Origin of the sequence: Streptomyces sp. NPDC051569, assembly GCF_044454085.1 — a bacterium.
Classification (GTDB): Bacteria; Actinomycetota; Actinomycetes; order Streptomycetales; family Streptomycetaceae; genus Streptomyces.
In genome coordinates this window covers 546,046-567,184 of the sequence record NZ_JBITDJ010000003.1, presented here as the reverse complement: position 1 = coordinate 567,184, position 21,139 = coordinate 546,046, and the positions used below count along the sequence as shown (strand labels likewise).

The 21,139-nt window shown below is 71.2% G+C and carries 20 protein-coding genes; 4 read left to right on the top strand and 16 right to left on the bottom strand.

The window, feature by feature from the left end:
• From ACIBAE_RS08250 to ACIBAE_RS08180, 15 genes are all read right to left on the bottom strand, one after another.
• Positions 1–176 (bottom strand): flavodoxin-dependent (E)-4-hydroxy-3-methylbut-2-enyl-diphosphate synthase (locus ACIBAE_RS08250; protein ID WP_399283082.1); only part of this gene is annotated, 176 nt, incomplete at its 3' end.
• A 4-nt stretch (positions 177–180) separates the two neighbouring features.
• Positions 181–1,200: an adenosyl-hopene transferase HpnH gene (gene hpnH, locus ACIBAE_RS08245; protein WP_399283044.1), complete on the bottom strand. Its 1,020-nt coding sequence runs from the start codon at positions 1,198–1,200 to the stop codon at positions 181–183.
• A gap of 5 nt (positions 1,201–1,205) precedes the next feature.
• Entirely contained in the window at positions 1,206–1,859 is a 654-nt protein-coding gene (locus ACIBAE_RS08240; protein ID WP_399283043.1) for a 1-hydroxy-2-methyl-2-butenyl 4-diphosphate reductase, read from the bottom strand.
• Entirely contained in the window at positions 1,859–3,862 is a 2,004-nt protein-coding gene (gene shc, locus ACIBAE_RS08235; RefSeq protein ID WP_399283042.1) for a squalene--hopene cyclase, read from the bottom strand. Before shc ends, ACIBAE_RS08240 begins: the two co-directional genes overlap by 1 nt.
• Before the next feature lie 101 nt (positions 3,863–3,963).
• Positions 3,964–5,022: a polyprenyl synthetase family protein gene (locus ACIBAE_RS08230; protein ID WP_399283080.1), complete on the bottom strand. Its 1,059-nt coding sequence runs from the start codon at positions 5,020–5,022 to the stop codon at positions 3,964–3,966.
• Between the two features lie 53 nt (positions 5,023–5,075).
• Entirely contained in the window at positions 5,076–6,464 is a 1,389-nt protein-coding gene (hpnE, locus tag ACIBAE_RS08225; protein WP_399283041.1) for a hydroxysqualene dehydroxylase HpnE, read from the bottom strand.
• A gap of 291 nt (positions 6,465–6,755) precedes the next feature.
• Positions 6,756–7,706, bottom strand: coding sequence for a presqualene diphosphate synthase HpnD (gene hpnD, locus ACIBAE_RS08220; RefSeq protein ID WP_399283040.1), 951 nt, complete (start codon positions 7,704–7,706; stop codon positions 6,756–6,758).
• Positions 7,703–8,623, bottom strand: a complete 921-nt coding sequence (gene hpnC, locus ACIBAE_RS08215) for a squalene synthase HpnC (RefSeq protein WP_399283039.1) — start codon at positions 8,621–8,623, stop codon at positions 7,703–7,705. The genes hpnD and hpnC overlap by 4 nt, the downstream gene beginning before the upstream one ends.
• A gap of 590 nt (positions 8,624–9,213) precedes the next feature.
• Entirely contained in the window at positions 9,214–9,999 is a 786-nt protein-coding gene (locus ACIBAE_RS08210) for an ABC transporter ATP-binding protein (RefSeq protein WP_399283038.1), read from the bottom strand.
• Complete coding sequence (locus ACIBAE_RS08205; RefSeq protein ID WP_399283037.1) at positions 9,992–10,921, bottom strand: ABC transporter permease; 930 nt, start codon at positions 10,919–10,921, stop codon at positions 9,992–9,994. Before ACIBAE_RS08205 ends, ACIBAE_RS08210 begins: the two co-directional genes overlap by 8 nt.
• Before the next feature lie 98 nt (positions 10,922–11,019).
• Complete coding sequence (locus ACIBAE_RS08200) at positions 11,020–11,892, bottom strand: glycosyltransferase family 2 protein (RefSeq protein WP_399283077.1); 873 nt, start codon at positions 11,890–11,892, stop codon at positions 11,020–11,022.
• Between the two features lie 5 nt (positions 11,893–11,897).
• Positions 11,898–12,683 (bottom strand): CDP-alcohol phosphatidyltransferase family protein, encoded by a 786-nt coding sequence (locus tag ACIBAE_RS08195; protein WP_399283036.1) that lies wholly within the window; start codon positions 12,681–12,683, stop codon positions 11,898–11,900.
• Entirely contained in the window at positions 12,661–13,722 is a 1,062-nt protein-coding gene (locus ACIBAE_RS08190; RefSeq protein ID WP_399283035.1) for an iron-containing alcohol dehydrogenase family protein, read from the bottom strand. Before ACIBAE_RS08190 ends, ACIBAE_RS08195 begins: the two co-directional genes overlap by 23 nt.
• On the bottom strand, positions 13,710–14,459 hold the full coding sequence (locus ACIBAE_RS08185) for a sugar phosphate nucleotidyltransferase (RefSeq protein WP_399283034.1): 750 nt from the start codon (positions 14,457–14,459) through the stop codon (positions 13,710–13,712). Before ACIBAE_RS08185 ends, ACIBAE_RS08190 begins: the two co-directional genes overlap by 13 nt.
• The gene (locus ACIBAE_RS08180; protein ID WP_399283075.1) at positions 14,456–16,360 is read right to left on the bottom strand and encodes a DUF5941 domain-containing protein; all 1,905 of its coding nucleotides are present in this window, start codon (positions 16,358–16,360) and stop codon (positions 14,456–14,458) included. Before ACIBAE_RS08180 ends, ACIBAE_RS08185 begins: the two co-directional genes overlap by 4 nt.
• Before the next feature lie 376 nt (positions 16,361–16,736).
• Between ACIBAE_RS08180 and galE the strand changes: the two genes are divergently transcribed.
• The 3 genes from galE (at position 16,737) to idi (ending at position 19,684) form a co-directional block, all read left to right on the top strand.
• Complete coding sequence (galE, locus tag ACIBAE_RS08175) at positions 16,737–17,720, top strand: UDP-glucose 4-epimerase GalE (protein ID WP_399283033.1); 984 nt, start codon at positions 16,737–16,739, stop codon at positions 17,718–17,720.
• A 166-nt stretch (positions 17,721–17,886) separates the two neighbouring features.
• Entirely contained in the window at positions 17,887–18,822 is a 936-nt protein-coding gene (locus tag ACIBAE_RS08170) for a cation diffusion facilitator family transporter (protein ID WP_399283032.1), read from the top strand.
• 268 nt (positions 18,823–19,090) lie between these two features.
• The gene (gene idi / locus ACIBAE_RS08165) at positions 19,091–19,684 is read left to right on the top strand and encodes an isopentenyl-diphosphate Delta-isomerase (RefSeq protein WP_399283031.1); all 594 of its coding nucleotides are present in this window, start codon (positions 19,091–19,093) and stop codon (positions 19,682–19,684) included.
• On the opposite strand, the gene ACIBAE_RS08160 is transcribed toward idi, so the two are convergent.
• A complete protein-coding gene (locus tag ACIBAE_RS08160; protein ID WP_399283030.1) occupies positions 19,659–20,159 on the bottom strand; it encodes an ATP-binding protein in 501 nt (166 codons plus the stop codon). The two genes, idi and ACIBAE_RS08160, sit on opposite strands and share 26 nt — an antisense overlap.
• Before the next feature lie 222 nt (positions 20,160–20,381).
• On the opposite strand from ACIBAE_RS08160, the gene ACIBAE_RS08155 reads away from it, so the two are divergent.
• Positions 20,382–21,137 (top strand): enoyl-CoA hydratase/isomerase family protein, encoded by a 756-nt coding sequence (locus ACIBAE_RS08155; protein ID WP_399283029.1) that lies wholly within the window; start codon positions 20,382–20,384, stop codon positions 21,135–21,137.
• Positions 21,138–21,139: the final 2 nt, after the last annotated feature.

Here is a 21,139-nt window from a genome sequence, read left to right as displayed (position 1 = left end):
TGCAACGTCGCCCCGATATCGGACGTACGCGTCGTCGTCATCGACTGCACCGAAACCGGCGCATCCCCACCGACCGCCACCGACCCGACCTGGATGCGCCGCGAAACGCGGCGCATCGCGATCGGCCGGGCCGGCAGCTCGGGGAGCCCCAGTACGACAGGCTCTCCAGCGGTCATGTCGTCACCGGCTCCCGCCGACCGTCTCCCGGACGGCCCGCAAGGACTCCTTGAGGGAGCCCATGGTGGCGAGGACGGCGGTCGGCTCGTAGCCGCAGTGCGCCATGCAGTTGGCGCACCGCGGGTCCTTGCCGCGGCCGTACTTGTCCCAGTCGGTCTCCTCGATGAGCTCCCGGTACGTCGGCACGTACCCGTCGCTCATCAGGTAGCAGGGGCGCTGCCAGCCGAAGAGCGAGTAGTTGGGGATGGCCCACGCCGTGCACGGGAAGTCGGCCTTGCCTTCGAGGAAGTCCAGGAAGAGCGGCGAGTGGTTGAGGCGCCAGCGTGCCCTGTTGCCGCCGGAGAACGCCTTCTTGAACAGCTCCCGCGTCTGCTCGACGCCCAGGAAGTGCTCCTGGTCGGGGGCCTTCTCGTAGGCGTAGGCGGGCGAGATCATCATCTCGTCCACCTTCAGTTCGTCATTGAGGTAGTTGAGCACCTCGATGATGGTCTGCGGGGTGTCGGTGTTGAAGAAGGTGGAGTTGGTGGTCACCCGGAAGCCGCGCCGCTTGGCGTCCTTGATGGCCTCCACCGCCTCGTCGAACACTCCCTCCTTCGCCACGGACTCGTCGTGCCGTTCCCGCAGCCCGTCGATGTGCACGGCGAAGGCGAAGTACGGCGAGGGCGTGAACTTCTCGATCTTCTTGCGCATCAGCATCGCGTTGGTGCACAGGAAGACGTACTTCTTCTTGGCCACCAGCTGCCGCACGATCTCGTCGATCTGCGGATGCATCAGCGGCTCGCCACCGGCGATGGAGACCATCGGTGCCCCGGATTCGAGCACCGCCCCGACGGCCTGCGCGACGGGCATCCGCTGCTTGAGGATGCCGGCCGGGTGCTGGATCTTGCCGCAGCCCTCGCATTTCAGATTGCAGGCGAAGAGGGGTTCCAGCTCGACGATGAGCGGAAACTTCTCACGCTTGCGGAGCTTCTGTTCGAAGAGGTACGTCCCGACCCTGATGGTCTGACGGAGCGGCATGGCCATCTAGCTCACCTCCTGGGGAGCAGCAAAGAACGGTGCCATTCATGGAAAGCGGGAAGGACGGCACGGAGAACGCGGAAGGCTGATATTCCACCGCGCACGGTGCCGATGCGGACGAGCTCATGCTCCGGAGCGTCCACGACCACCCGGACGGCCGCAACCGGGCGGGGCCCGGTGCTCAGGGCGATCCGGAGCGTGGCGGCGGACTCCATGTCCACCGCCACCGCCCCCGTGGTGCGCAGATCGGCCAGTTCCTGGCCGCGCACCACGTGGTCGGAGCCGGTCAGCGGACCGGTGTGGACCGCGCGTCCCGGTAGGGCGCGGGTCAGCGCGTCGACGAGCAGCCCGGTGCCCGTACAGGGTGTGGAGCCGTACGGGCCCCGGGTCTCGTCGGCGACGATCAGATCCCCCGGATTCATCCCGGGGGTGAGTCCGGCACAGAACCCGGACGCGATGACGGCCGCGCCCCTGTTCCGGTCCTCTCCGAGCGCGCGCGCCACGGCGCGCTCGGCGTTCTTGGGCCCCATGCCGGTGCGGATGACGGTCACCGTGCCCAGCGCGTCACCGCGGCCGCCCCCGCGCAGGGCGAGCCGCTCGATGCCGAGCGCGCAGGCGATCAGCAGGGACGCCGGGGGCCCGGCCGGCCCGGAGGACCGTTCCATCAGACCCCCTTGCGGCTGCCCGCGAGAGCCGCCAGCGGCTCCCCGTGGACATAGCGGCCGAGCGCCGTGAGCGGGAAGACCAGCCGGTAGAGGTGGTAGTTGATGGAGAAGTCCCAGGGGAAGCCGGTGCCGGTGAAGTACGGCTCGTCCCAGGAGCCGTCCTCCCGCTGTGTCCCGGTGAGCCAGGCGATGCCCCGCTCGACGGCTCCGCTCTCGCGCTCCCCGGCCGCGAGGAGCGCGAGGAGCGCCCAGGCGGTCTGGGAGGCGGTCGAGGCGCCGTGCCCGATCCACTTCTCCTCGCGGTACGAACGCAGATCCTCGCCCCAGCCGCCGTCGTCGTTCTGCACGGACGCCAGCCAGCTGACGGCGCGGCGGATCGCGGGATGGGAGGCCGGCAGTCCGGCGGCGGTCAGGGCGGGCACCACCGAACCGGTGCCGTAGACGTAGTTGACCCCCCAGCGTCCGAACCAGGCCCCGCTGGTCTCCTGTTCGGCGAGAAGCCACTCGATGCCGCGCCGGGCGCCGGGGAGATGGGCCTTGCCCTCGAAGGCGAGCATCTCGATGACGTGCGCGGTGACGTCCGCGGACGGCGGGTCGATGACCTCACCGAAGTCGCAGAAGGGCAGCCGGTTGGGGAACGGGCTGCTGTTGTCGGCGTCGAAGGCGCCCCAGGCGCCGTTGCGGGACTGCATGCCCATGGTCCACCGGGCGCCGCGCTCGATGGACGCGTCGAGCCGCTCCGGGTCGGGGTGCCCGACCCGGCGCAGCGCGAGGATGACCTCGGCGGTGTCGTCGATGTCCGGGTAGTTGTCGTTGTGGAACTCGAACGCCCAGCCGCCCGGGGTGAGTCCGGGCCTGCGTACCGACCAGTCGCCGGGGCGGACGATCTGTTCGCCGATCATCCAGTCGGCCGCCTTGACCAGCGCCGGATGGTCCGGGCTGAGCCCCGCGTCGGCGAGGGCGATGGTGGCGAGGCAGGTGTCCCAGACCGGCGACTGGCAGGCCTCGATCATCCGGGCGCCGTCCTCGCGCCGGACGGCGAACCGGTCGAGGGAGGCGAGTCCCGCGCGCATGACCGGGTGGTCCAGGTCGTAACCGAGCAGGTGCAGGGCGATCACGGAGTACACGGCGGGCGGCTGGATCCCGCCCCAGCAGCCGTCGTTCTCCTGCCGTTCGATGATCCAGCGGGCTGCCGCGTTCATCGCGGTACGGCGCAGCAGGCGCGGTGCGACCTTGTGGTAGGCGTGCAGGATCTTGTCGAGGCGCTGGAAGACGCCGTCCCAACTGGCCACGCGGGCGAAGGGCTTGGCCGGGCTGGGGTCGGCCGGGTCGGTGTGCAGTTCGTCGAGGGCGAAGGGAGCGGGCCGGACCGGCCGCTTCGCCGAGACGATGGTGAGGGGCACGATGGTCTGCCGCGCCCAGCAGCCGAAGTCGTAGATGTTCAGCGGGAACCACGAGGGCAGGAAGATCAGTTCGGGTGGGAGTTCGGGGAGGTCGTCCCACTTCCACCAGCCGAAGAGGGCGAGCCAGACCCGGGTGAAGACCCGGGCGCCGGCCATGCCGCCCTGTTCCCGTACCCATTGCGCGGCGCGGGCCATGTGCGGGTCTTCCGGACGGTCCCCGGCGAGCCGCAGGGCGACGTACGCCTCGATGGTGGCGGAGAGATCCGAGGGGCCGCCGTAGAAGGTGGCCCAGGTGCCGTCACCGCGCTGTTCACCGCGGATGAAGAGCGCGGCCGCCGCGGTGGTCCCGGCGTCCTGCACGCCGAGGAACTGACGGAGCAGCAGGTCCTCGGCGTCCATCGTCACATTGGTTTCCAGGTCGCCCTTCCACCAGCCCTCGGCGTCCTGGAGGCCGAGCAGATGCTCGACGGATCGTGCGGTGGCCCGCTCGGCGGCGACCAGGAGGTCGCCGCCCGCGACGGGTGTCGTCATGGTCGGTTCACTGGCCGAGGCTGCGCGGGGTCCCATGGCCCCGGTGCTTCCGTCGGTCGTCGCTGTCATGGCTTCCCCTTCGTGCAGTGGATTTCTGCTGTGCTGGGGTCTCCGTCGTCCGACGCCTCACGGGCTGCGGACGGCGACTGCGATGCATATGGGAATGGTGATCATCTCTTTCGTACGACGACGAAGTCCGCGAGCGCGGTGAGCTGCGCCCGGACCTGTACCGGCATGTCCACACCATCCAGGGCCTCGATGGCGACGGCGTGCTGCCTGCGGGCCTCCTGCGAGGTCCACTCCCGGCCGCCCGCCTCCTCGATCAGCGCCGCCCTGATGGCGAATTCCTCTTCCGAGAAGTGCTCGAAGTCATTGCTCTTGGCGTCGGCGGCGAGCAGCTCGCCGAGCCGTTCGGACGCCGGACCGCCCGCGGCGAGCGCGGCGACGACCGGCAGGGACTTCTTGCGCTGGCGCAGGTCGCTCCAGGTCTGCTTGCCGGTGGACCCGGGGTCGCCCCAGATGCCGAGGAGATCGTCGACCGCCTGGAAGGCGAGACCGAGGTGGTAACCGTACGCCTCCAGCGTGTCGGCCGTACGGTCGTCGGCGCCGCCGAGGACCGCGCCGATGGAGACGGCGCAGGCGAGCAGGGCGCCCGTCTTGTTGCCCTCCATCTCCAGGCACTCCTCGACGGTGACCCGCTCGCGGTGCTCGTAGGAGATGTCCTGCGCCTGACCGTCGATCAGCTTGCGGGTCGCGGTGGTCAGCCGGCGTGTCGCGCGGCCCGCCTCCGGGGTGCCGAGCTCCAGCAGCAGTTCGTTGGCGAGCGCGAACAGGGCGTCGCCGACGAGGATCGCCTGGGCCGGGCCGTGCACCTTCCAGACGGTGTCGCGGTGGCGGCGCTGCTCGTCACCGTCCATCAGGTCGTCGTGGAGCAGTGAGAAGTTGTGGACCAGCTCCACGGCGACCGCGCCGGGGATGCCCTTCTCGGGGGCCGCGCCGGCCGCCTCGGCGGAGAGCAGCGCGAGCGCCGGACGGATCGCCTTGCCGCCGTCGCCGTCGGAGGGCCGGCCCTGCGCGTCGATCCAGCCGAAGTGGTAGGCGGCGACGGTGTCCATGGGCGCGGCGAGCCGGTCGACGGCGGCGCGCAGTACCGGGGTGGACAGGCTCCGCCCCCGTTCCAGCAGCGCATTGACCTCCACGGTGTCGACAGCCGGATTCGCCGGGGGCACAGTCGGCACGGTCTCTCCTCTTGTTCCAGTACTCGTTGGTGCGGTACTCGGGCTCATGCCGCCTCCCGCAGGGGGTGTTCATGGCGGTGGCCGAGCTCGGAGAGTGCCGCGCCGGCGGCGCTGAAGCCGCTGCGTACAGCGCCCTCCATGGTCGCGGGCCAGCCGGTGGCGGTCCATGCGCCGGCCAGGAAGAGGCCGGGGGCGCGGGTGCGGGCGGCGGGACGCAGCCGGCCCACCCCGGGGGCGGGCGCGAACGTCGCGGTCCGCTCCCGGGTGACGAAGAAGTCGCGTACCTCCGCGCCCCGGGCGGCGGGCAGGAGCCGTTCCAGTTCGGGCAGGTAGCGCTCGCGCAGGGCGGAGACGGGCGTGTCGATCTCGTCCTCGGCGGCCGACTGGGAGACCGCCAGGTACTGGCCGTCCTTGAGGCCGGACGCGTCGGTGCGGTCGAAGACCCACTGGACCGGGGAGCCGAGCGCGGCGAAGAAGGGCCGGCGCAGCACGGCGCGGTCGTAGACGACGTGCAGGTTCAGGATCGGCGCGGTGCCGATGTCGAGCAGCCGGTCGGGGTCGTCGAGCGCGCCTTCGGGCAGCAGGGCGTGGGCCTCGCGCTGCGGTACCGCGAGGACGACGGTGTCCGCGTCGAGCCGCTCGCCGTCCACCTCGACGTGCCAGCCGCCTTCCGGGGCGCGGGAGACCGAGCCGACCCGGGTGCGGAGTTCGGTGCGTACGCCGGCGGAGTCGAGTGCCTTGCGCGCCAGGGTGTCGTGCAGGTCGCCGAGCGGGACGTGCGCCCAGCCGATGTCGGCGGCGCCCGGCTCGGAGAGCAGCCCGGTCTTGAAGACCATCGCGGCGAGTCCCATGGAGGCGTGCGCGGCGGTGGCGTTCAGGGTCGCCACGCCGACGAGGTCCCAGAGCGCCTCGATGGTCCGGTCCGACTGTCCGTGGCGGCCCAGCCAGGTGGCGAAGTCGATACCGTCCAGCGCGGGGTCCGCGGGGTCGAGCCGCTTGAGAGCGAGTGCGGCGCGCCCGACGGAGGCGCGCTCGGCGAGCGAGAGGTGCGGGTACGCCGCGAGCCCGGGAGCGAGATGCAGCGGTACGGGCAGGGCGTTGCGCCGGATCCGCCCGAGCCGTGGCCCGCGGGCGGATCCGACATCGAGAACGGGCACGTCGAGACGATCCTGCAGCGGCGCGAGCGCCGCGCCGTCCACCCGGTCGAGGAACCAGCGGTAGGCGGTGCAGCAGCGCAGGTAGACATGCTGGCCGTTGTCGATGGTGAGGTCACCGCGGCGGAACGAGAAGGCGAGGCCACCGAGCCGGGGCCGTCCTTCGACGAGCGTCACCCGCACTCCGGCGTCGGCGAGCTGGAGGGCGGCGGTGATCCCGGCGAGCCCCGCCCCGACCACGACCGCGTGGCGGGATCGCGTGGAGTCATCCGTCGTCATGCGTGTTCCCCCCTCCGGCCGTCGGTGTCAGTGACGCCACGCGCCGGTCCGGGGTTGCCCGGCAATGATCAGCGTGTGCGTTCGAAAGCTGTGCCGCCCACCCGGCGTGCGGAGCGGGGCCCGCCGCGCGGTGGCCGGTGCCCCGCCGGTGCGCGCCGGCGTACGGCGCGATTCCGGCGCCGTACGGGCGCCGGGCGTGCGGGAAAGCCGCCGGCCGCGCCGCGCCGGTGCGCGCCGGTCGTCGCACGCCGGGCACAACGGCCTGCCCGCTCCCCGGGGCGACGCGCGGCGTCATCCGCGTCTCCTGACGGTCTGCCGGGAGATGTGCCGGGCGTCGAGGCCGGAGAGCCCGCGCACGGCGACGTACGCCTTCTCGTGTCCCGGCAGCGAGACCCGGCCGCGCAGGACGGCCTCGGGGTCGCGCTCGATGCGGTCGAGCAGCCGCCGGTAGATGCCGGCCATGGCGGCGACGCAGGCGCCGCTGCGCCGGTCGAGCAGGGGCAGCAGCCGGTAGCCCTCGGCGAACAGCGCGCGGGCGCGGCGGACCTCGAAGTGCACCAGACCGGCGAAGTCGGAGCCGGTGGGCGGGGTGGTGCCGTGGAAGCCGTCGGAGCAGCCGAACTTGGCGAGATCGTCGGCGGGGAGATACGTACGGCCGTTGCCCGCGTCCTCGCGGATGTCCCGGAGGATGTTGGTCAGCTGGAGGGCGAGCCCCAGCGTGTCGGCGTACTCGGAGGCGCGCTCCGCGCCGGGCGCGTCCGGCGCGGTACCGAACACGCCGAGCGACAGCCGGCCGATGGCGCCCGCGACGCACCGGCAGTACGTCTTGAGGTCGTCCCAGGTCTCGTACGTGTCGCCGCGCACGTCCATCAGCACGCCGTCGATCAGCTCGTCGAGTCCGCCGAGCGGGATCGGGAAGCGGCGTGCCGCGTCGGCGAGGGCGACCGCGACGGGGTCGGTGTCGTCCTCGTCCACGGCGCCTTTCCTGATCCTGTCCAGGAGGGCACGGGTGTCGTCGAGCCTGGCCTGCTTGATGTCGGGCGCGAGTGTGCCGTCCCCGATGTCGTCCACCCGCCGGGAGAGGGCGTACAGCGCGGACATGGCCTGCCGCTTGTCGGTCGGCAGCAGCCTGATGCCGTAGGCGAAATTACGTGCCTGCTGTCCGGTGACGGCCTCGCAGTAGCTGTAGGCCGCCAGTACCGGCGCGGACATGGGCGTCTGTCCCTCCACGTTCCGGCTCACCCCTCTCTGTGCGCACTTCGCAAGACAGCTCCCACTTCACGCAGCAGACGTGGCTTGGTGGGTTTGGGCGGTCCGGGGAGCACATCGTGCCCGGCGGCCGCGATCGAAGCGAGGGCGGCACGCCCTCCGGCCACGAATCCGGCGAGCAGCAGCTTGAGCCTGCCGTGGACGCTACCCACCAAAGGGGTGCCTTCATTCAGCAGCCGCCCGGCTCGTTCCGCTTCGTAGGCGATCAGGGCGCGCACCGACGCGTTGCCGGTGGCGGCGGCCAGATCCGCCTCGGTGACATGGAATCGCGCCATGTCCTCGGCGGGGAGATAGATACGGTCGCGGCCCAGGTCCTCGGTCACGTCCTGGAGATGTTCGATGATCTGGAGCGCCGTGCAGACGGCGTCGGAGCGGCGGACGCGCTCGGGGCTCGCGGTGCCGGTGATCTGGAGGACGAGGCGGCCGACGGGGTTGGCGGACAGCTCGCAGTAGGCGAGGAGGTCGTCGTACGTCTTGTACCGCCGCAGCAGCTGGTCCTGGCGGTTGGCCTCGATCAGCCCGTGGAACGGCTCGGGTGTGAGCGAGCGGCGCCGTACGGCCGGTGCGAGGGCGCGCAGCAGGGGGTGTCCCGGGGCCGGGGCACCCGGCTCGAAGACGCGCCGCAGATCCGCCTCCAGGGCGTCGAGCATGACGAGCCGGTCGTCGGCCCGCCCGGCGTCGACACCGAGGTGGCGGGCGTCCGCGCCACCGGGGGCGAGGTCGCCGTCGCCGATGTCGTCCACGAGCCGGGCGTAGCCGTAGACGGCCATCAGGTCGTCGCGCCAGGCGCGGGGCAGGAAGAAGGGGGCCACGGGGAAGTTCTCGTCCGTGGCCTTGTCCAGCGTCGCGCGCGAGGAGGTGTCGGGGCGCACCTGCGGGGGGCCCGTCACTGTCGACTTCCCGGCACGGGGACGGCGGAATCCTCGCGGAGCTGGAGATTTTCCGTCATTGCCGTCACATCTCCCGTTCTACACTGCTGACGCAATACATCCCATTTCGGACACGCCGCCCGTTCCTCCCGGTGCCGAAGGCCGTTCGGCGGGCGGGATGCTCGGGGAGTATGACCCCACTTGCCACGAATCAGCACCAGGACAGCTTACGTTGTACAACTAAGAGGACCACGACGGGGTGTTGAGCGCAGTACAAGAACGACGTATTCCCGGCCAACCTTCCCCAGGGCCAAGGGACTTGACCGATCTTTGACGATCGGACCCCGGACGCCGCGCCGCATTCCCTCCCGGCCCACGCCTCCCGGCCCACGCCTCCCGGCCCCACATCTCCCGGCCCTGGCCGGCGCCCTGTGGCGCCTCGCCGGGGGCCGGGGCCCCGCCATGATGCGCCCGGCCGCTTCACGATCACCGAGGACGCGCCGGGTGCCCACGAGGCCCCGCCGCGAGCCCCGCACCACGAAGCCCCCGCCGAAGCCGTCCGGCGGGGGCCTGCGTCGCGGACCGGACCACGTGCCGGTCTCCTGACCGGACTACTTGCCGGTCTCCTTCTCGTACGCCTTGATGACCTCGTCGGTCGGGCCGTCCATGAGCAGCTCGCCCTTCTCCAGCCACAGCACCCGGTCGCAGGTGTCCCTGATCGACTTGTTGCTGTGGCTGACCAGGAAGACCGTGCCTGCCTCCTTGCGCAGCTCCCGGATCCGCTGCTCGGAGCGGATCTGGAACGTGCGGTCACCGGTGGCCAGCGCCTCGTCGATCATCAGGACGTCGTGGTCCTTGGCGGCGGCGATGGAGAACCGGAGTCTGGCGGCCATGCCGGAGGAATAGGTCCGCATCGGGAGGGTGATGAAGTCACCCTTCTCGTTGATACCGGAGAAGTCGACGATCGACTGGTACCGCTCGCGGATCTGCTCGCGCGACATACCCATGGCCAGACCGCCGAGAACGACGTTGCGTTCGCCGGTGAGGTCGTTCATCAGCGCGGCGTTGACGCCCAGCAGGGAGGGCTGGCCGTCCGTGTAGACCTTGCCGCTCTCCGTCGGCAGCAGACCGGCGATGGCGCGCAGCAGGGTCGACTTCCCGGAGCCGTTCGTCCCGATCAGGCCGATCGCCTCGCCCCGGTACGCGGTGAAGGTGACCCCACGGACCGCGTGGACCTTGCGGACTCCTCGCGACTCCCCCTTCTCGCGGCGGATGATGCGGCTCAGCGCGGCGGTGGCGCTGCCCTTGCCGCCGCTGCCGCCGTTGACGCGGTACACGATGTGCACCTCGTCGGCGATGACGGTGGGGATACGTCCCTGCACGTTGTCGTCAGCCACGGCCGTACCGCTCCTCAGCCTTCCAGAAGTACACGAAACCGACCACGCCCAGGAACACGGACCACGCGAGCGCGGCCGGCCAGACGTGCGCCGGCAGGTTCGAGGAGCCGTATCCGTCGATCAGCGCGTACCGGATGAGGTCCATGTAGATGGCGGCCGGGTTGTACTGGAGCACGTCGGCGATCCAGGACGGCTTGCCCTTCAGCATGACCGGGATGGAGAACATGACGCCGGAGGCGTACATCCAGGTACGCATCACGAACGGCATCAGCTGCGCGAGGTCCGGTGTCTTGCTGCCGAGCCTCGCCATGATCAGCGCGAGACCGGTGTTGAAGACGAACTGGAGCGCCAGCGCGGGCACGATCAGCACCCAGCTCAGGGACGGATAGCTGCCGAAGCCGATCGCCACGACGAACAGCACGATCATCGAGAACAGCAGCTGCTGGAGCTGCTGGAGCGCGAAGGAAACCGGCAGCGACGCCCGGGGGAAGTGCAGGGCCCGGACGAGCCCCAGATTGCCGGAGATCGCACGGACGCCGGCCATCACCGAACTCTGCGTGAAGGTGAAGACGAAGACGCCGGTGACCAGGAAGGGGATGAAGACTTCCTGCGGCATGCCCTTCCTGGTCCCCAGGATCAGGCCGAAGATCAAATAGTAGACAAGAGCGTTCAGCAGCGGGGTGGCCACCTGCCAGAGCTGGCCCAGCTTGGCCTGGCTGTATTGGGCCGTGAGCTTCGCGCTGGAGAAGGCCAGGATGAAGTGGCGCCGGCCCCACAGCTGCCGGACATAGTCACGCAGTCCGGGGCGGGCGCCGCTCACCGCCAGGCCGTACTTGGCGGCTAGCTCCGCCGGAGTCAGACCGTCGTCGGGCGACGGCGGGGCGCTCACAGCGATCGCACCCTCATGGGTTGTGTCACTCACAAGTTGAAACTTTCGTGTTCAAGATGCGCAGCCGAACGGGCACAGGCACGATCGGCCCGGCCCCGGGGGTATGCGAGATGCTCTCAGAGCCGAGCTTGTCAGATGACAGGAGGTCGACCCAGCCGGGTCAGCCGCCATACCGTACGCCACTTCATGGGGCGCCGGGGTCCGCAGGGTGACGCCCAGCCTTCCCGGAATCCGCCGAACCATGCCTTCAACGCGGGAACGGACGGCCGCCTGAGCAGGGTCAGCAGCAGCCACACCCCGAGGTAGAGCGGGACGACCGGCGCGGGCAGGTTCCTGCGGGCGAGCCAGACCCGGTTGCGGGCCACCATACGGTGGTAGACCGCGTGCCGGGAGGGCGGCATGGTCGGATGATTGAGCACCATGTCGGCGCGGTAGTCGATCATCCAGCCGGCGTCCAGGGCCCGCCAGGCGAGGTCGGTCTCCTCGTGGGCGTAGAAGAATTCGCCCGGCAGCGCGCCGACCTGGGCGAGGACCTTCGTCCGCACGGCGTTGGCGCCACCGAGGAAGGTCGTCACCCGGGAGGATCGCAGCGGGTCCGAGGCACGCAGCCTCGGCACGTGCCGGCGCTGGGTGAGCCCGGTCTCGGGGTCGGCGATCCGGAAGCTGACGATGCCGAGTACGGGGTCGGCGGCGAACGCCTCGCGGACCAGTTCGGCGGTGTCGGTGTTCGGCAGGCGCCCGTCGTCGTCGAGGAAGAGCAGGACGTCCACATCGCCACCGGCCGAGCCGAATGCCTCGATGCCGACATTGCGGCCACCGGGGATACCGAGATTCTCGGGCAGCTCGACCGTCCGCACGCCGGCCGGAACGGCGCCCACCGGGGCGCCGTTCCCGACCACGACGATCTCGATCGGGTCGCCCTCCTGGCGGGCGACCGAGTCGATCAGCGCACGCAGATCATCGGGACGGTCGCCCATCGTGATGATCACCGCGCCGAGCCGCATGTCGCTCACCTCAGCCTGCTGGACGCCAGGATGGAGACCAGGTGCAGCAGCGTCTGGACGAGGGCGATACCGGCGAGGATCGCGATGCCGAGACGGCTGAAGAAGAGGTCGCCGTGGACCGTGTCGAGGATCGCCACCACGAGGATGAACAGACTGGCCTCGATGCCGCCGACGAGCCGGTGGAACTTGAGCGCCGCCGCCGCGCGGCGGGCCAGCGCCAGACCGGAGGAGCGGGGCGCGGACGCCTCGTCCTTGACGGCGGGCAGTCCGCTGCGCTGCCTGGCGACGTCGACCAGGTCGGTCTCGGCCTTGATCAGGATCGCGCCGAGCGCGGCCAGCGTGCCGAGGAAGGCCCACAGCCAGTTGGTGGACGTGCCGTTCTCATGGAACACGTCCGCGCCGCGCACCCCGAAGCCGACCAGCAGGGCCGCCTCGCAGAGGTAGTGGCCGATCCGGTCGAGATAGACCCCGGTGATGGAGGTCTGCTTGCGCCAGCGGGCCACCTCGCCGTCGACGCAGTCGAGCAGCAGGTAGATCTGGAAGAGGACGACCGCGAGGATCGCGCCGGTGAGGCCCGGCACGAGCAGCACGGCACCGCCTATGACACCCACGACCACCATGAGGTACGTGAGCTGGTTGGGCGTGATCCGGGTGTTCACCAGGTACGGGTCGATGTGCAGCGAGATCTCCCGCATGTACATGCGCCCGGCCCAGTGCTCTCCGCTGCGCCGGTCCTTCACGCCCTCCGGGTGAACGACCGGACGGAGTTCAGCTACTGATGGTCTTGGCATAGTCGGCGTACGCGTCCCTGATCTGGTCGGTGGACAGGTCGAGGTGCTCAAGGATGGTGAAGCGGCCCGGACGGGTCTGCGGCGCGTACGCCACCGCCCGGACGAATTCGTCGACGGAGAAGCCGATCTCCTCGGGCAGCACGGGCAGGCCGTGCCGGTGCAGCACCTCGGTGAACAGCTGTGCTTCGTCGTGGGCACCGCGCAGGTGCATGGCGAAGGCGGCGCCGAGGCCGACCTGCTCGCCGTGGAGCGCGGAACGCTTGGGGTACAGCAGGTCGAAGGCGTGGCTGATCTCGTGGCAGGCGCCGGACGACGGGCGGGTGTCCCCGCTGATCGACATGGCGATGCCGGAGAGGACCAGCGCCTCGGTCAGGACGGTGAGGAATTCGTCGTCGCCGACCCCGCCGGGGTGGCGCAGGACGGCTTCGCCGGCCGTCCGGGCCATGGCGGCGGCCAGGCCGTCGACGGATTCGCCGTTGACCCGGTGGGACAGCTCCCAGTCCGCGATGGCCGAGATGTTGGAGACGGCGTCCCCGATGCCGGAGCGGACGAAGCGGACCGGCGCGTCCCGGATGACATCGAGGTCGACGACCATGGCGATGGGGGTGGGTACCCCGTACGAGCCACGGCCGTTGTCGTTGTCGAGAATGGACACCGGCGAGCAGATGCCGTCGTGCGAGAGGTTCGTCGCGACGGCGACCATCGGCAGCCCGACCCGGGCCGCCGCGTACTTCGCCACGTCGATGATCTTGCCGCCGCCGAGGCCCACCACGGCGTCGTACCGCTTGCCCTTGATGTCGTCGGCGAGCTGCACCGCCGAGTCGATCGTGCCGTCCGCGACGGGGAACCAGTCGGCACCCGGCAGGACCGGCGAGAGCTTCTCGCGCAGCGCCTGGCCGGAACCGCCGCTGATCGCCACGGCGAGCCGCCCCGAGCTGGAGATGCGCTGGTCGGCGAGGAGCCCGGCGAGGTCGTCCAGGGCGCCGCGGCTGATGTCGACGACGACCGGGGACGGAATGAGCCGGGTCAGTACAGGCACGCGATCTCACGGCCCTTCGCGAGGTCGGCGTGATTGTCGATCTCGACCCACGGGATGTCCCCGATGGGGGCCACGTCCAGGGTGAAGCCGCGGTTGACCAGCTCCTGGTAGCCGTCCTCGTAGTAGAGGTCGGGGTCGCGCTCGAAGGTCGTCCTCAGCGCGTCGGCGAGGTCGGCGGCGGCCTCGGGCTCGATCAGCGTGACCCCGATGTACTCGCCGGTGGCGGTGGCGGGGTCCATCAGCTTGGTGATGCGCCGGACGCCCTTGCCGTCCTCGGTGATGACCTTCATCTCCTCGTCGGCGAGGTGCTTCACCGTGTCGAGGGCGAGGATGACGCGGCGGCCCTCGCCGCGGGCGGCCAGCAGGGTCTTCTCGACGGAGACCGGGTGCACCGTGTCGCCGTTGGCGAGGATCACCCCCCGGGTCAGGACGTCACGCGCGCACCAGAGGGAGTAGGCGTTGTTCCACTCCTCGGCCTTGTCGTTGTCGATGAGGGTGAGCCGGATGCCGTACGTCTTCTCCAGGGCGGCCTTGCGTTCGTACACGGCCTCCTTGCGGTAGCCGACGACGATCGCCGCTTCTGTCAGGCCGACCTCGGCGAAGTTGCCCAGCGTCAGGTCGAGGACCGTGGTGGTCCCTTCCCCGGCCGGGTCGACGGGCACGAGGGCCTTCGGCAGGGTGTCGGTGTAGGGGCGCAGACGCCGTCCGGCACCGGCGGCCAGTACGAGGCCGATCATGCGGGTTCTCCTTCGTCGTGTACGGCGGGGGCTCCGGAGGACACCCAGAAGCGGATGGACTCCAGGAGGACGACCAGCGCCACGGCCACCGCGAGCACCGTCAGAGCCAGCGGGAAAGTGGTGCCGCGCGTCACGAGGAGCGCGGCGAGCACGGTCACCAGCAGGGCCCTGCCCTCGTGCCCGCCGACCGTCCTGACCAGCCAGCGGGGCGGGGCGCCGGTGCCGCCGCGGATGCGGTAGACCGTGTCGTAGTGATGGTAGGCGACGGCCGCCACCAGCCCGAAGGCCGCGGGCAGCGCTCCGTTCACCTCGGAGCGGGCGGCGAGGACCAGGACGGTGCCGTACTCGGCCGCGCGGAACACCGGCGGGACGAGCCAGTCGAGCGCGCCGCGCAGCGGGCGGGCGACCGCGAGGCCCGAGGTCAGGACGTACACCAGGGCCGCGACGACGGGCCAGGGGCCGCCGGGGGGCGCGAAGGACGCCGTGGCGACGAGCGCGGCGCCACCGGCCGAGGCGACCACGAACGGCAGGACGCCGGGGAGCCGGCGGGCCGGGCGGCGCAGCAGAGCGGCGACGCCCTCGGCGAGCGGTCCCGAGTCGGCGAGGTCCGCGAGGGCCTGGGCGGCCCGGTCGGTGCGGTTGACCTTGCGGGTCACCGAGCGCAGGACGCGGCCGGCGGTGGTGTAGCAGGCGGCGAAGGCGCAGCCGACGAGCAGCGCGTAGAAGACGATCCGGGGGGTGGTCAGTGCCGTCAGGACGGCGACCATCGCCCAGCGCTCACCGATCGGGAGCACGATCATCCGGCGCACCCATACCGTCCAGCCGACGCTGTCGAGCTTGCTGGACAAGGCGGCGGTGGGGGTGCCCACCACGGTCTTCCCGGTGGCCGTGGCGGCCGTGGCGTCGACGTTCGCCTCGTTGAAGGAGAAGTCGACGACATGGCGGCAGGTCTGCAGGACCATCGCGCCGAGCGCCAGCGCCCAGACGTCATCGCCGCTCCGGGCCGCGCCGAGAGCGAGGCCCGCGTAGTAGGCGTACTCCTTGGCGCGGTCGAAGGTGGCGTCCAGCCAGGCGCCCATCGTGGAGTACCGCAGCGAGTAGCGGGCGAGCTGCCCGTCGGTGCAGTCCAGTACGAAGGAGAAGAGGAGCAGCACTCCGGCCGCGACGTAGCCGCCCCGGGTGCCGGTGGCCGCGCAGGCAGCCGCGATCAGGGCGGTGAGGAGGGAGGCGGTGGTGACCTGGTTGGGGGTCAGACCGCGGCGCGCGCACCAGCGGGCGAGGTAGCGGGAGTACGGGCTGATGCAGAAGGTGGTGAAGAAGCCGTCGCGCGCCTTCACGGCCGAGCGCAGCCGTACGGCTTCGTCGTCGACGGCGGCGACGGCGGCTTCGGCCTGTTCCCGGGCAGCGCTGTCGGCGGGTACGGCGGCGACGAGCGAGCCCAGCTCGGGCCGCTGTACGGCGGTGCCCTCGGCGTCGAGCGCGGCGGCGACCTGGTCGGCGAGGGGATCGCACGGGGCGAGGGTGGCGGCGGAAGCCTGCTGCGGCGCGGCGGCACCGCCCGCGAGGGGGTCGCCTCCGGCCGTCGGGGCCACCGGGCCGCCGTCGGCGACGGTGGCCACGGCGCGCGTCAGCGCGGCGCGGGCCTCGGGCTGCGCGGTGAGCGCGCCGGGCACCGCGGCGGCCGGGAAACGCGGGTCGGTCAGCGCGAGGCGCAGCGCGTGGAGATGGCCGACGAAGCGGGTGTCCACGAGGGCGACGCGCTCGGCCGCGGGGGCCGCGGCGAGCAGCTGCCCGGCCTCGGCCGCACCGGACGCGGTGCGTACGTCGAATCCCAGCGACCGCAGATCACCGTCGAGCGGCGATCCGGGTACCGGTGGACCGGTGAGGATGGCGGTCGACAGACGAACTCACTCCTTGGCGCTGACAGGGTCGGGTGCGCGGCGACACGCCCCGGGATCCGGGCGGCGGCACGTCGGCAGAGGCTATCCGATGGAGGGAAGGCCGAGTTCACCGGCCGTTTACACCCCTGACGCCCCGGTCTGGACCGGGGCCGGAACGGGTGGAGATCATCATGGTCGACGGATGCCCCGCCTCACAAACCGCGTGCCCCACGACCTGCGGCGGTCCCCGGGCCGGGGAGCGGGTCCGGGGCCCGGCACGATGCCGCGGACAGGGCGGGGAAGGGGCTGAACGGGGTGTTCCGACGTTGCGTCGCCCGCGCGGAGGGCGGCCCGCCGGACAGGAGGGGCTCCGGAACGACTCGTCTAGGGTGGCGGCATGACGTGGCTGATCACAGGTGGAGCGGGTTATATCGGGGCACATGTGGCGCGGTCGATGACCGCGGCGGGCGAGCGGGTCGTCGTCCTCGACGACCTGTCGACCGGCGTGTCCGAGCGGCTTCCCCCGGAGATCACCGTGGTGGAGGGCTCGGTCCTGGACCGGCGCCTCGTCGACCGGGCGCTGGCCGGGCACCAGGTCACGGGTGTGGTGCACCTCGCGGCGAAGAAGCAGGTCGGGGAGTCCGTCGAGCAGCCCCTGACGTACTACCGGGAGAATCTGCAGGGGCTCACGGTGCTGCTCGACGCCGTGGTGGCCGCCGGGGTGCGGCGGTTCCTCTTCTCCTCCTCCGCCGCGGTGTACGGAGTGCCGGATGTGGACTTGATCACGGAGCGGACCCCGGCGCTGCCGATCAGTCCGTACGGTGAGACGAAGCTCGCGGGCGAGTGGCTGGTGCGGGCGGCCGGGAAGGCGCACGGGATCGCGACCGGCTGTCTCCGCTACTTCAACGTGGCGGGGGCCGCGCGGCCCGAGCTGGCGGACACCGGGGCGTTCAACATCATTCCGATGTTCTTCGACCGGGTCGGCCGGGGAGAGGCGCCGCGGATCTTCGGCGCCGACTACCCGACGCCGGACGGCACCTGCGTCCGTGACTACATCCATGTCGCCGACCTCGCCGAGGCCCACCTCGCGGCCGCCCGGTGGCTCGTCCGACAGGAGGGCGCGGGGGACCTCACCGTCAACATCGGACGGGGCGAGGGCGTCTCGGTCCGTGAGCTGGCCGACCTGGTCGCCGAGGTCACCGGCCACCACGCACCGCCGGTGGTCGGGCCGCGCCGGGCCGGTGACGCCGCGAAGGCCGTCGCCTCGGTCGGGCTGATCACCGAGGAGCTGGGCTGGTCGGCCACCCGGGGGGTCCGCGAGATGGTGGAGTCCGCCTGGGAGGGCTGGCAGCTGCACCATCCGGTGGCGCCGGTCGGATGATCCGGCCTTCCGACGCTCTTCCGACCGGCGATCATTTTCGCGGGCCGGAGAAGCCGACAACGGTGTTCAGCACCGTGTTGCCCGATACCCCCCGCCCGTAGTTCACTGACATGGTCGGCGACCAAGGCGACCACGGAGACCACGGAAACCACCGGGAGGCAGCCGCATGGGGGCAGGACACGATCACGGGCACAGCCATGGCCCGCCGGCCGGTACGGCGACCGCCGCGTACAAGGGCCGTCTGCGGATCGCCCTGTCCATCACGCTGACCGTGATGGTGGTGGAGATCATCGGCGGTCTCGTCGCCGACTCCCTCGCCCTCATCGCCGACGCGGCGCACATGGCCACGGACGCGCTGGGGCTCGGGATGGCCCTGCTGGCGATCCACTTCGCGGCCCGGCCGGCGAGCGGGAACCGTACTTTCGGCTTCGCGCGGGCCGAGATCCTCGCCGCGCTGGCCAACTGCCTGCTGCTCCTCGGCACGGGCGCCTATCTGCTCTACGAGGCGATCGGGCGGTTCATCGAACCGGAGCACACCCGGGGCGGCCTGACGATCGTCTTCGCCCTCATCGGCATGGTGGCCAACATCATCTCCCTGTCCGTGCTGGTGCGGGGGCAGAAGGAGAGCCTCAATGTGCGCGGGGCGTACCTGGAGGTGCTGGCGGACACGCTCGGCTCGCTCGCGGTGCTGATCTCGGCCTCCATCATCCTGGCCACCGGCTGGCAGACGGCCGACCCGATCGCGGGCCTGCTGATCGGACTCATGATCGTTCCGCGTACGGTGAAGCTGCTGCGGGAGACCCTGAACGTGCTGCTGGAGTCGGCTCCCAAGGATGTGGACATGGCAGAAGTACGGGCTCATATGCTCGCGCTGCCGGGAGTGGCGGACGTCCACGACCTCCATGTCTGGACGATCACCTCCGGCATGCCGGTGCTCTCCGCGCACGTGGTGGTGAACCCGGAGGTACTGGACACCGTGGGACACGAGAAAATACTGCATGACCTGCAGCAATGCCTCGGGCATCACTTCGATGTCGAGCACTGCACCTTCCAGCTGGAGCCTCAGGGCCACGCGGAGCACGAGGCGAAGCTCTGCCACTGACGTGCGCGTCGGACATCCGCACCTCAGCTCCGCCGGTGAAGCCCGCCGGTGCCGCCCGCCCCCGCCGCCCGGCGCACCAGCCCGACGCACCCGCCCCCGGCGCACCCGCCCGGCGCTGGACCCCGCCGCCCGGCGCCCCCGCTGCGGACGATCCGCTGATCACGCCGCCGGGCGTCGAGGGGAACGGACATGCCCACGCCCCCGAAGTGCGGACACGGGGCTTTTGTACGGCAGACTTGGGGCCCGAGGCCCGAAGCGAAGGATGGTTATGCCGACCACACCAGTCACCACGGCGAACAACTCGTCGAACGGCGTACAAGAAACGATCTTGCTGGAGCTGGTCGACGAGGACGGCAGAACCATCGGCACCGCCGAGAAGCTCTCGGCCCACCAGGCGCCCGGGCAGCTGCACAGGGCGTTCTCCGTCTTCCTCTTCGACGAGCAGGGCAGGCTGCTGATCCAGCGGCGCGCGCTGGGCAAGTACCACTCCCCCGGCGTCTGGTCCAACACCTGCTGCGGGCATCCGTACCCGGGCGAGGCGCCGTTCGCCGCGGCGGCCCGCCGCACCTACGAGGAGCTGGGCGTCTCGCCCTCGCTGCTCGCCGAGGCGGGCACCGTGCGCTACAACCACCCGGACCCGGATTCCGGTCTGGTCGAGCAGGAGTACAACCATCTCTTCGTAGGACTGGCCCAGTCGTCGCTCAGGCCCGACCCGGAGGAGGTCGGTGAGACGACCTTCGTGACCCCGGCGGAGCTGGCCGAGCGGCACGCCGAGGCGCCGTTCTCCGCGTGGTTCATGACCGTGCTGGACGCGGCACGCCCGGCGATCAGGGAGCTCACGGGGCCGGCCGGGGGCTGGTGACACTCCGCGGCGGCGGCGCGGCGAGCGGGGACGCGAGTGGTAGCTCCGCCCAGATGATCTTCCCGCCGCCGGCGGTGCGCTCGACATCGCAGCTGCCGCCGGCCTCGCGGGCGATCTCCTTCACGAGCAGCAGTCCGCGTCCGCCGATGCGCGCGTGGTCGGCCTCCAGCGCCCTCGGCCGGTACGGATGTTCGTCCTCGACCGACACCCGGATGCGCTCGGCGCCGATGGCGATCTCCACGGCGAACTCGGGCGAGAGCAGGGCCGCGTGCAGGACGGCATTGGCGGCCAGCTCGGAGACGATCAGCAGCACCCCCTGCACGACGTCCTCCCTGACCGGCACGCGCTGGCGTTTCAGCAGGTCCCGTACGGCATGCCGGGCCCGGGGCACGGAGACCTCTTCGGCGGGCGCGGCGAAGCGCCAGACCCCTTCGTACGACCGGGGCCGGGCCGGAACACTCCCGCCGCTCTCCATACCTGGGGCACCCACCCTCGGCTCGGCCGGCCGTATCGGCCGGCATGGTCCATGAGCTGTCGAGTGTCGGGAATAAGCGGCTCCGCGCCGTGCCACTGAACAAAAGTCAGCCGGTATTGCCGCAGTGCGCCCGCATATGAGCGTCGAGAGCAACACTGTGACCTTTTCTGACTGTCCACTGTCCCTTGGGGAGCGATCTCGTGCCCGGATACCATCCGGCGCATGGAGCCGCAGCTGCTGCACACCGTCGCGGACGGCGTCGCGACCGTCGTCATCCGCCACCCCGCCAAGCGCAACGCGATGACGACCCGGATGTGGCGGGAGCTGCCGCCGCTGCTCGGGCGGCTGGCGGCCGACCCCGCCGTACGCGTGCTCGTGCTGACCGGCGAGGGCGACACCTTCTGCGCCGGCGCGGACATCTCCTCCCTGCGGGAGCCCGGCGAGGATCCGCGCTCCCTGGCGGTGGCGGCGGAGGAAGCCCTGGCCGCCTTCCCCAAGCCGACGCTGGCCGCCGTGCGCGGCTTCTGCGTGGGCGGCGGCTGCCAGCTGGCCGTGGCGTGCGACCTGCGGTTCGCCGCGGAGGGCGCGCGGTTCGGGGTCACACCGGCACGGCTCGGGATCGTCTACGCGGCCTCGTCCACCCGGCGGCTGGCCTCGCTGGTGGGCCCCGCGACCGCCAAGCACCTGCTGTTCTCGGCCGAGTTGATCGGTACGGAACGGGCGCTGCGCACCGGTCTCGTCGACGAGGTGCTGCCCGCCGGGGACCTGGCGGCGCGGGTCGCGGAGTACGCGCGGGTCCTGGTCTCCCGTTCACAGCTGACCCAGGTGGCGGCCAAGGAATTCCTCTCGGCCCCCGGCCAGGACGACCGCACCGCCTACTGGACGGACCAGGGCCTCGGCGCCGGTGACACCGCGGAGGGGGTCGCCGCCTTCCTGGAGCGCCGGGAGCCGCACTTCAGCTGGACCGTTCCGGCCTGAGC

Coding starts and splice junctions, on each gene's coding strand:
- hpnH (WP_399283044.1), bottom strand. CDS start 1,200: ATGGCCATGCCGCTCCGTCAGACCATCAGGGTCGGGACGTACCTCTTC.
- ACIBAE_RS08240 (WP_399283043.1), bottom strand. CDS start 1,859: ATGGAACGGTCCTCCGGGCCGGCCGGGCCCCCGGCGTCCCTGCTGATC.
- shc (WP_399283042.1), bottom strand. CDS start 3,862: ATGACAGCGACGACCGACGGAAGCACCGGGGCCATGGGACCCCGCGCA.
- hpnE (WP_399283041.1), bottom strand. CDS start 6,464: ATGACGACGGATGACTCCACGCGATCCCGCCACGCGGTCGTGGTCGGG.
- ACIBAE_RS08200 (WP_399283077.1), bottom strand. CDS start 11,892: ATGCGGCTCGGCGCGGTGATCATCACGATGGGCGACCGTCCCGATGAT.
- ACIBAE_RS08195 (WP_399283036.1), bottom strand. CDS start 12,683: ATGCCAAGACCATCAGTAGCTGAACTCCGTCCGGTCGTTCACCCGGAG.
- ACIBAE_RS08185 (WP_399283034.1), bottom strand. CDS start 14,459: ATGATCGGCCTCGTACTGGCCGCCGGTGCCGGACGGCGTCTGCGCCCC.
- galE (WP_399283033.1), top strand. CDS start 16,737: ATGACGTGGCTGATCACAGGTGGAGCGGGTTATATCGGGGCACATGTG.
- ACIBAE_RS08170 (WP_399283032.1), top strand. CDS start 17,887: ATGGGGGCAGGACACGATCACGGGCACAGCCATGGCCCGCCGGCCGGT.
- idi (WP_399283031.1), top strand. CDS start 19,091: ATGCCGACCACACCAGTCACCACGGCGAACAACTCGTCGAACGGCGTA.
- ACIBAE_RS08160 (WP_399283030.1), bottom strand. CDS start 20,159: ATGGAGAGCGGCGGGAGTGTTCCGGCCCGGCCCCGGTCGTACGAAGGG.
- ACIBAE_RS08155 (WP_399283029.1), top strand. CDS start 20,382: ATGGAGCCGCAGCTGCTGCACACCGTCGCGGACGGCGTCGCGACCGTC.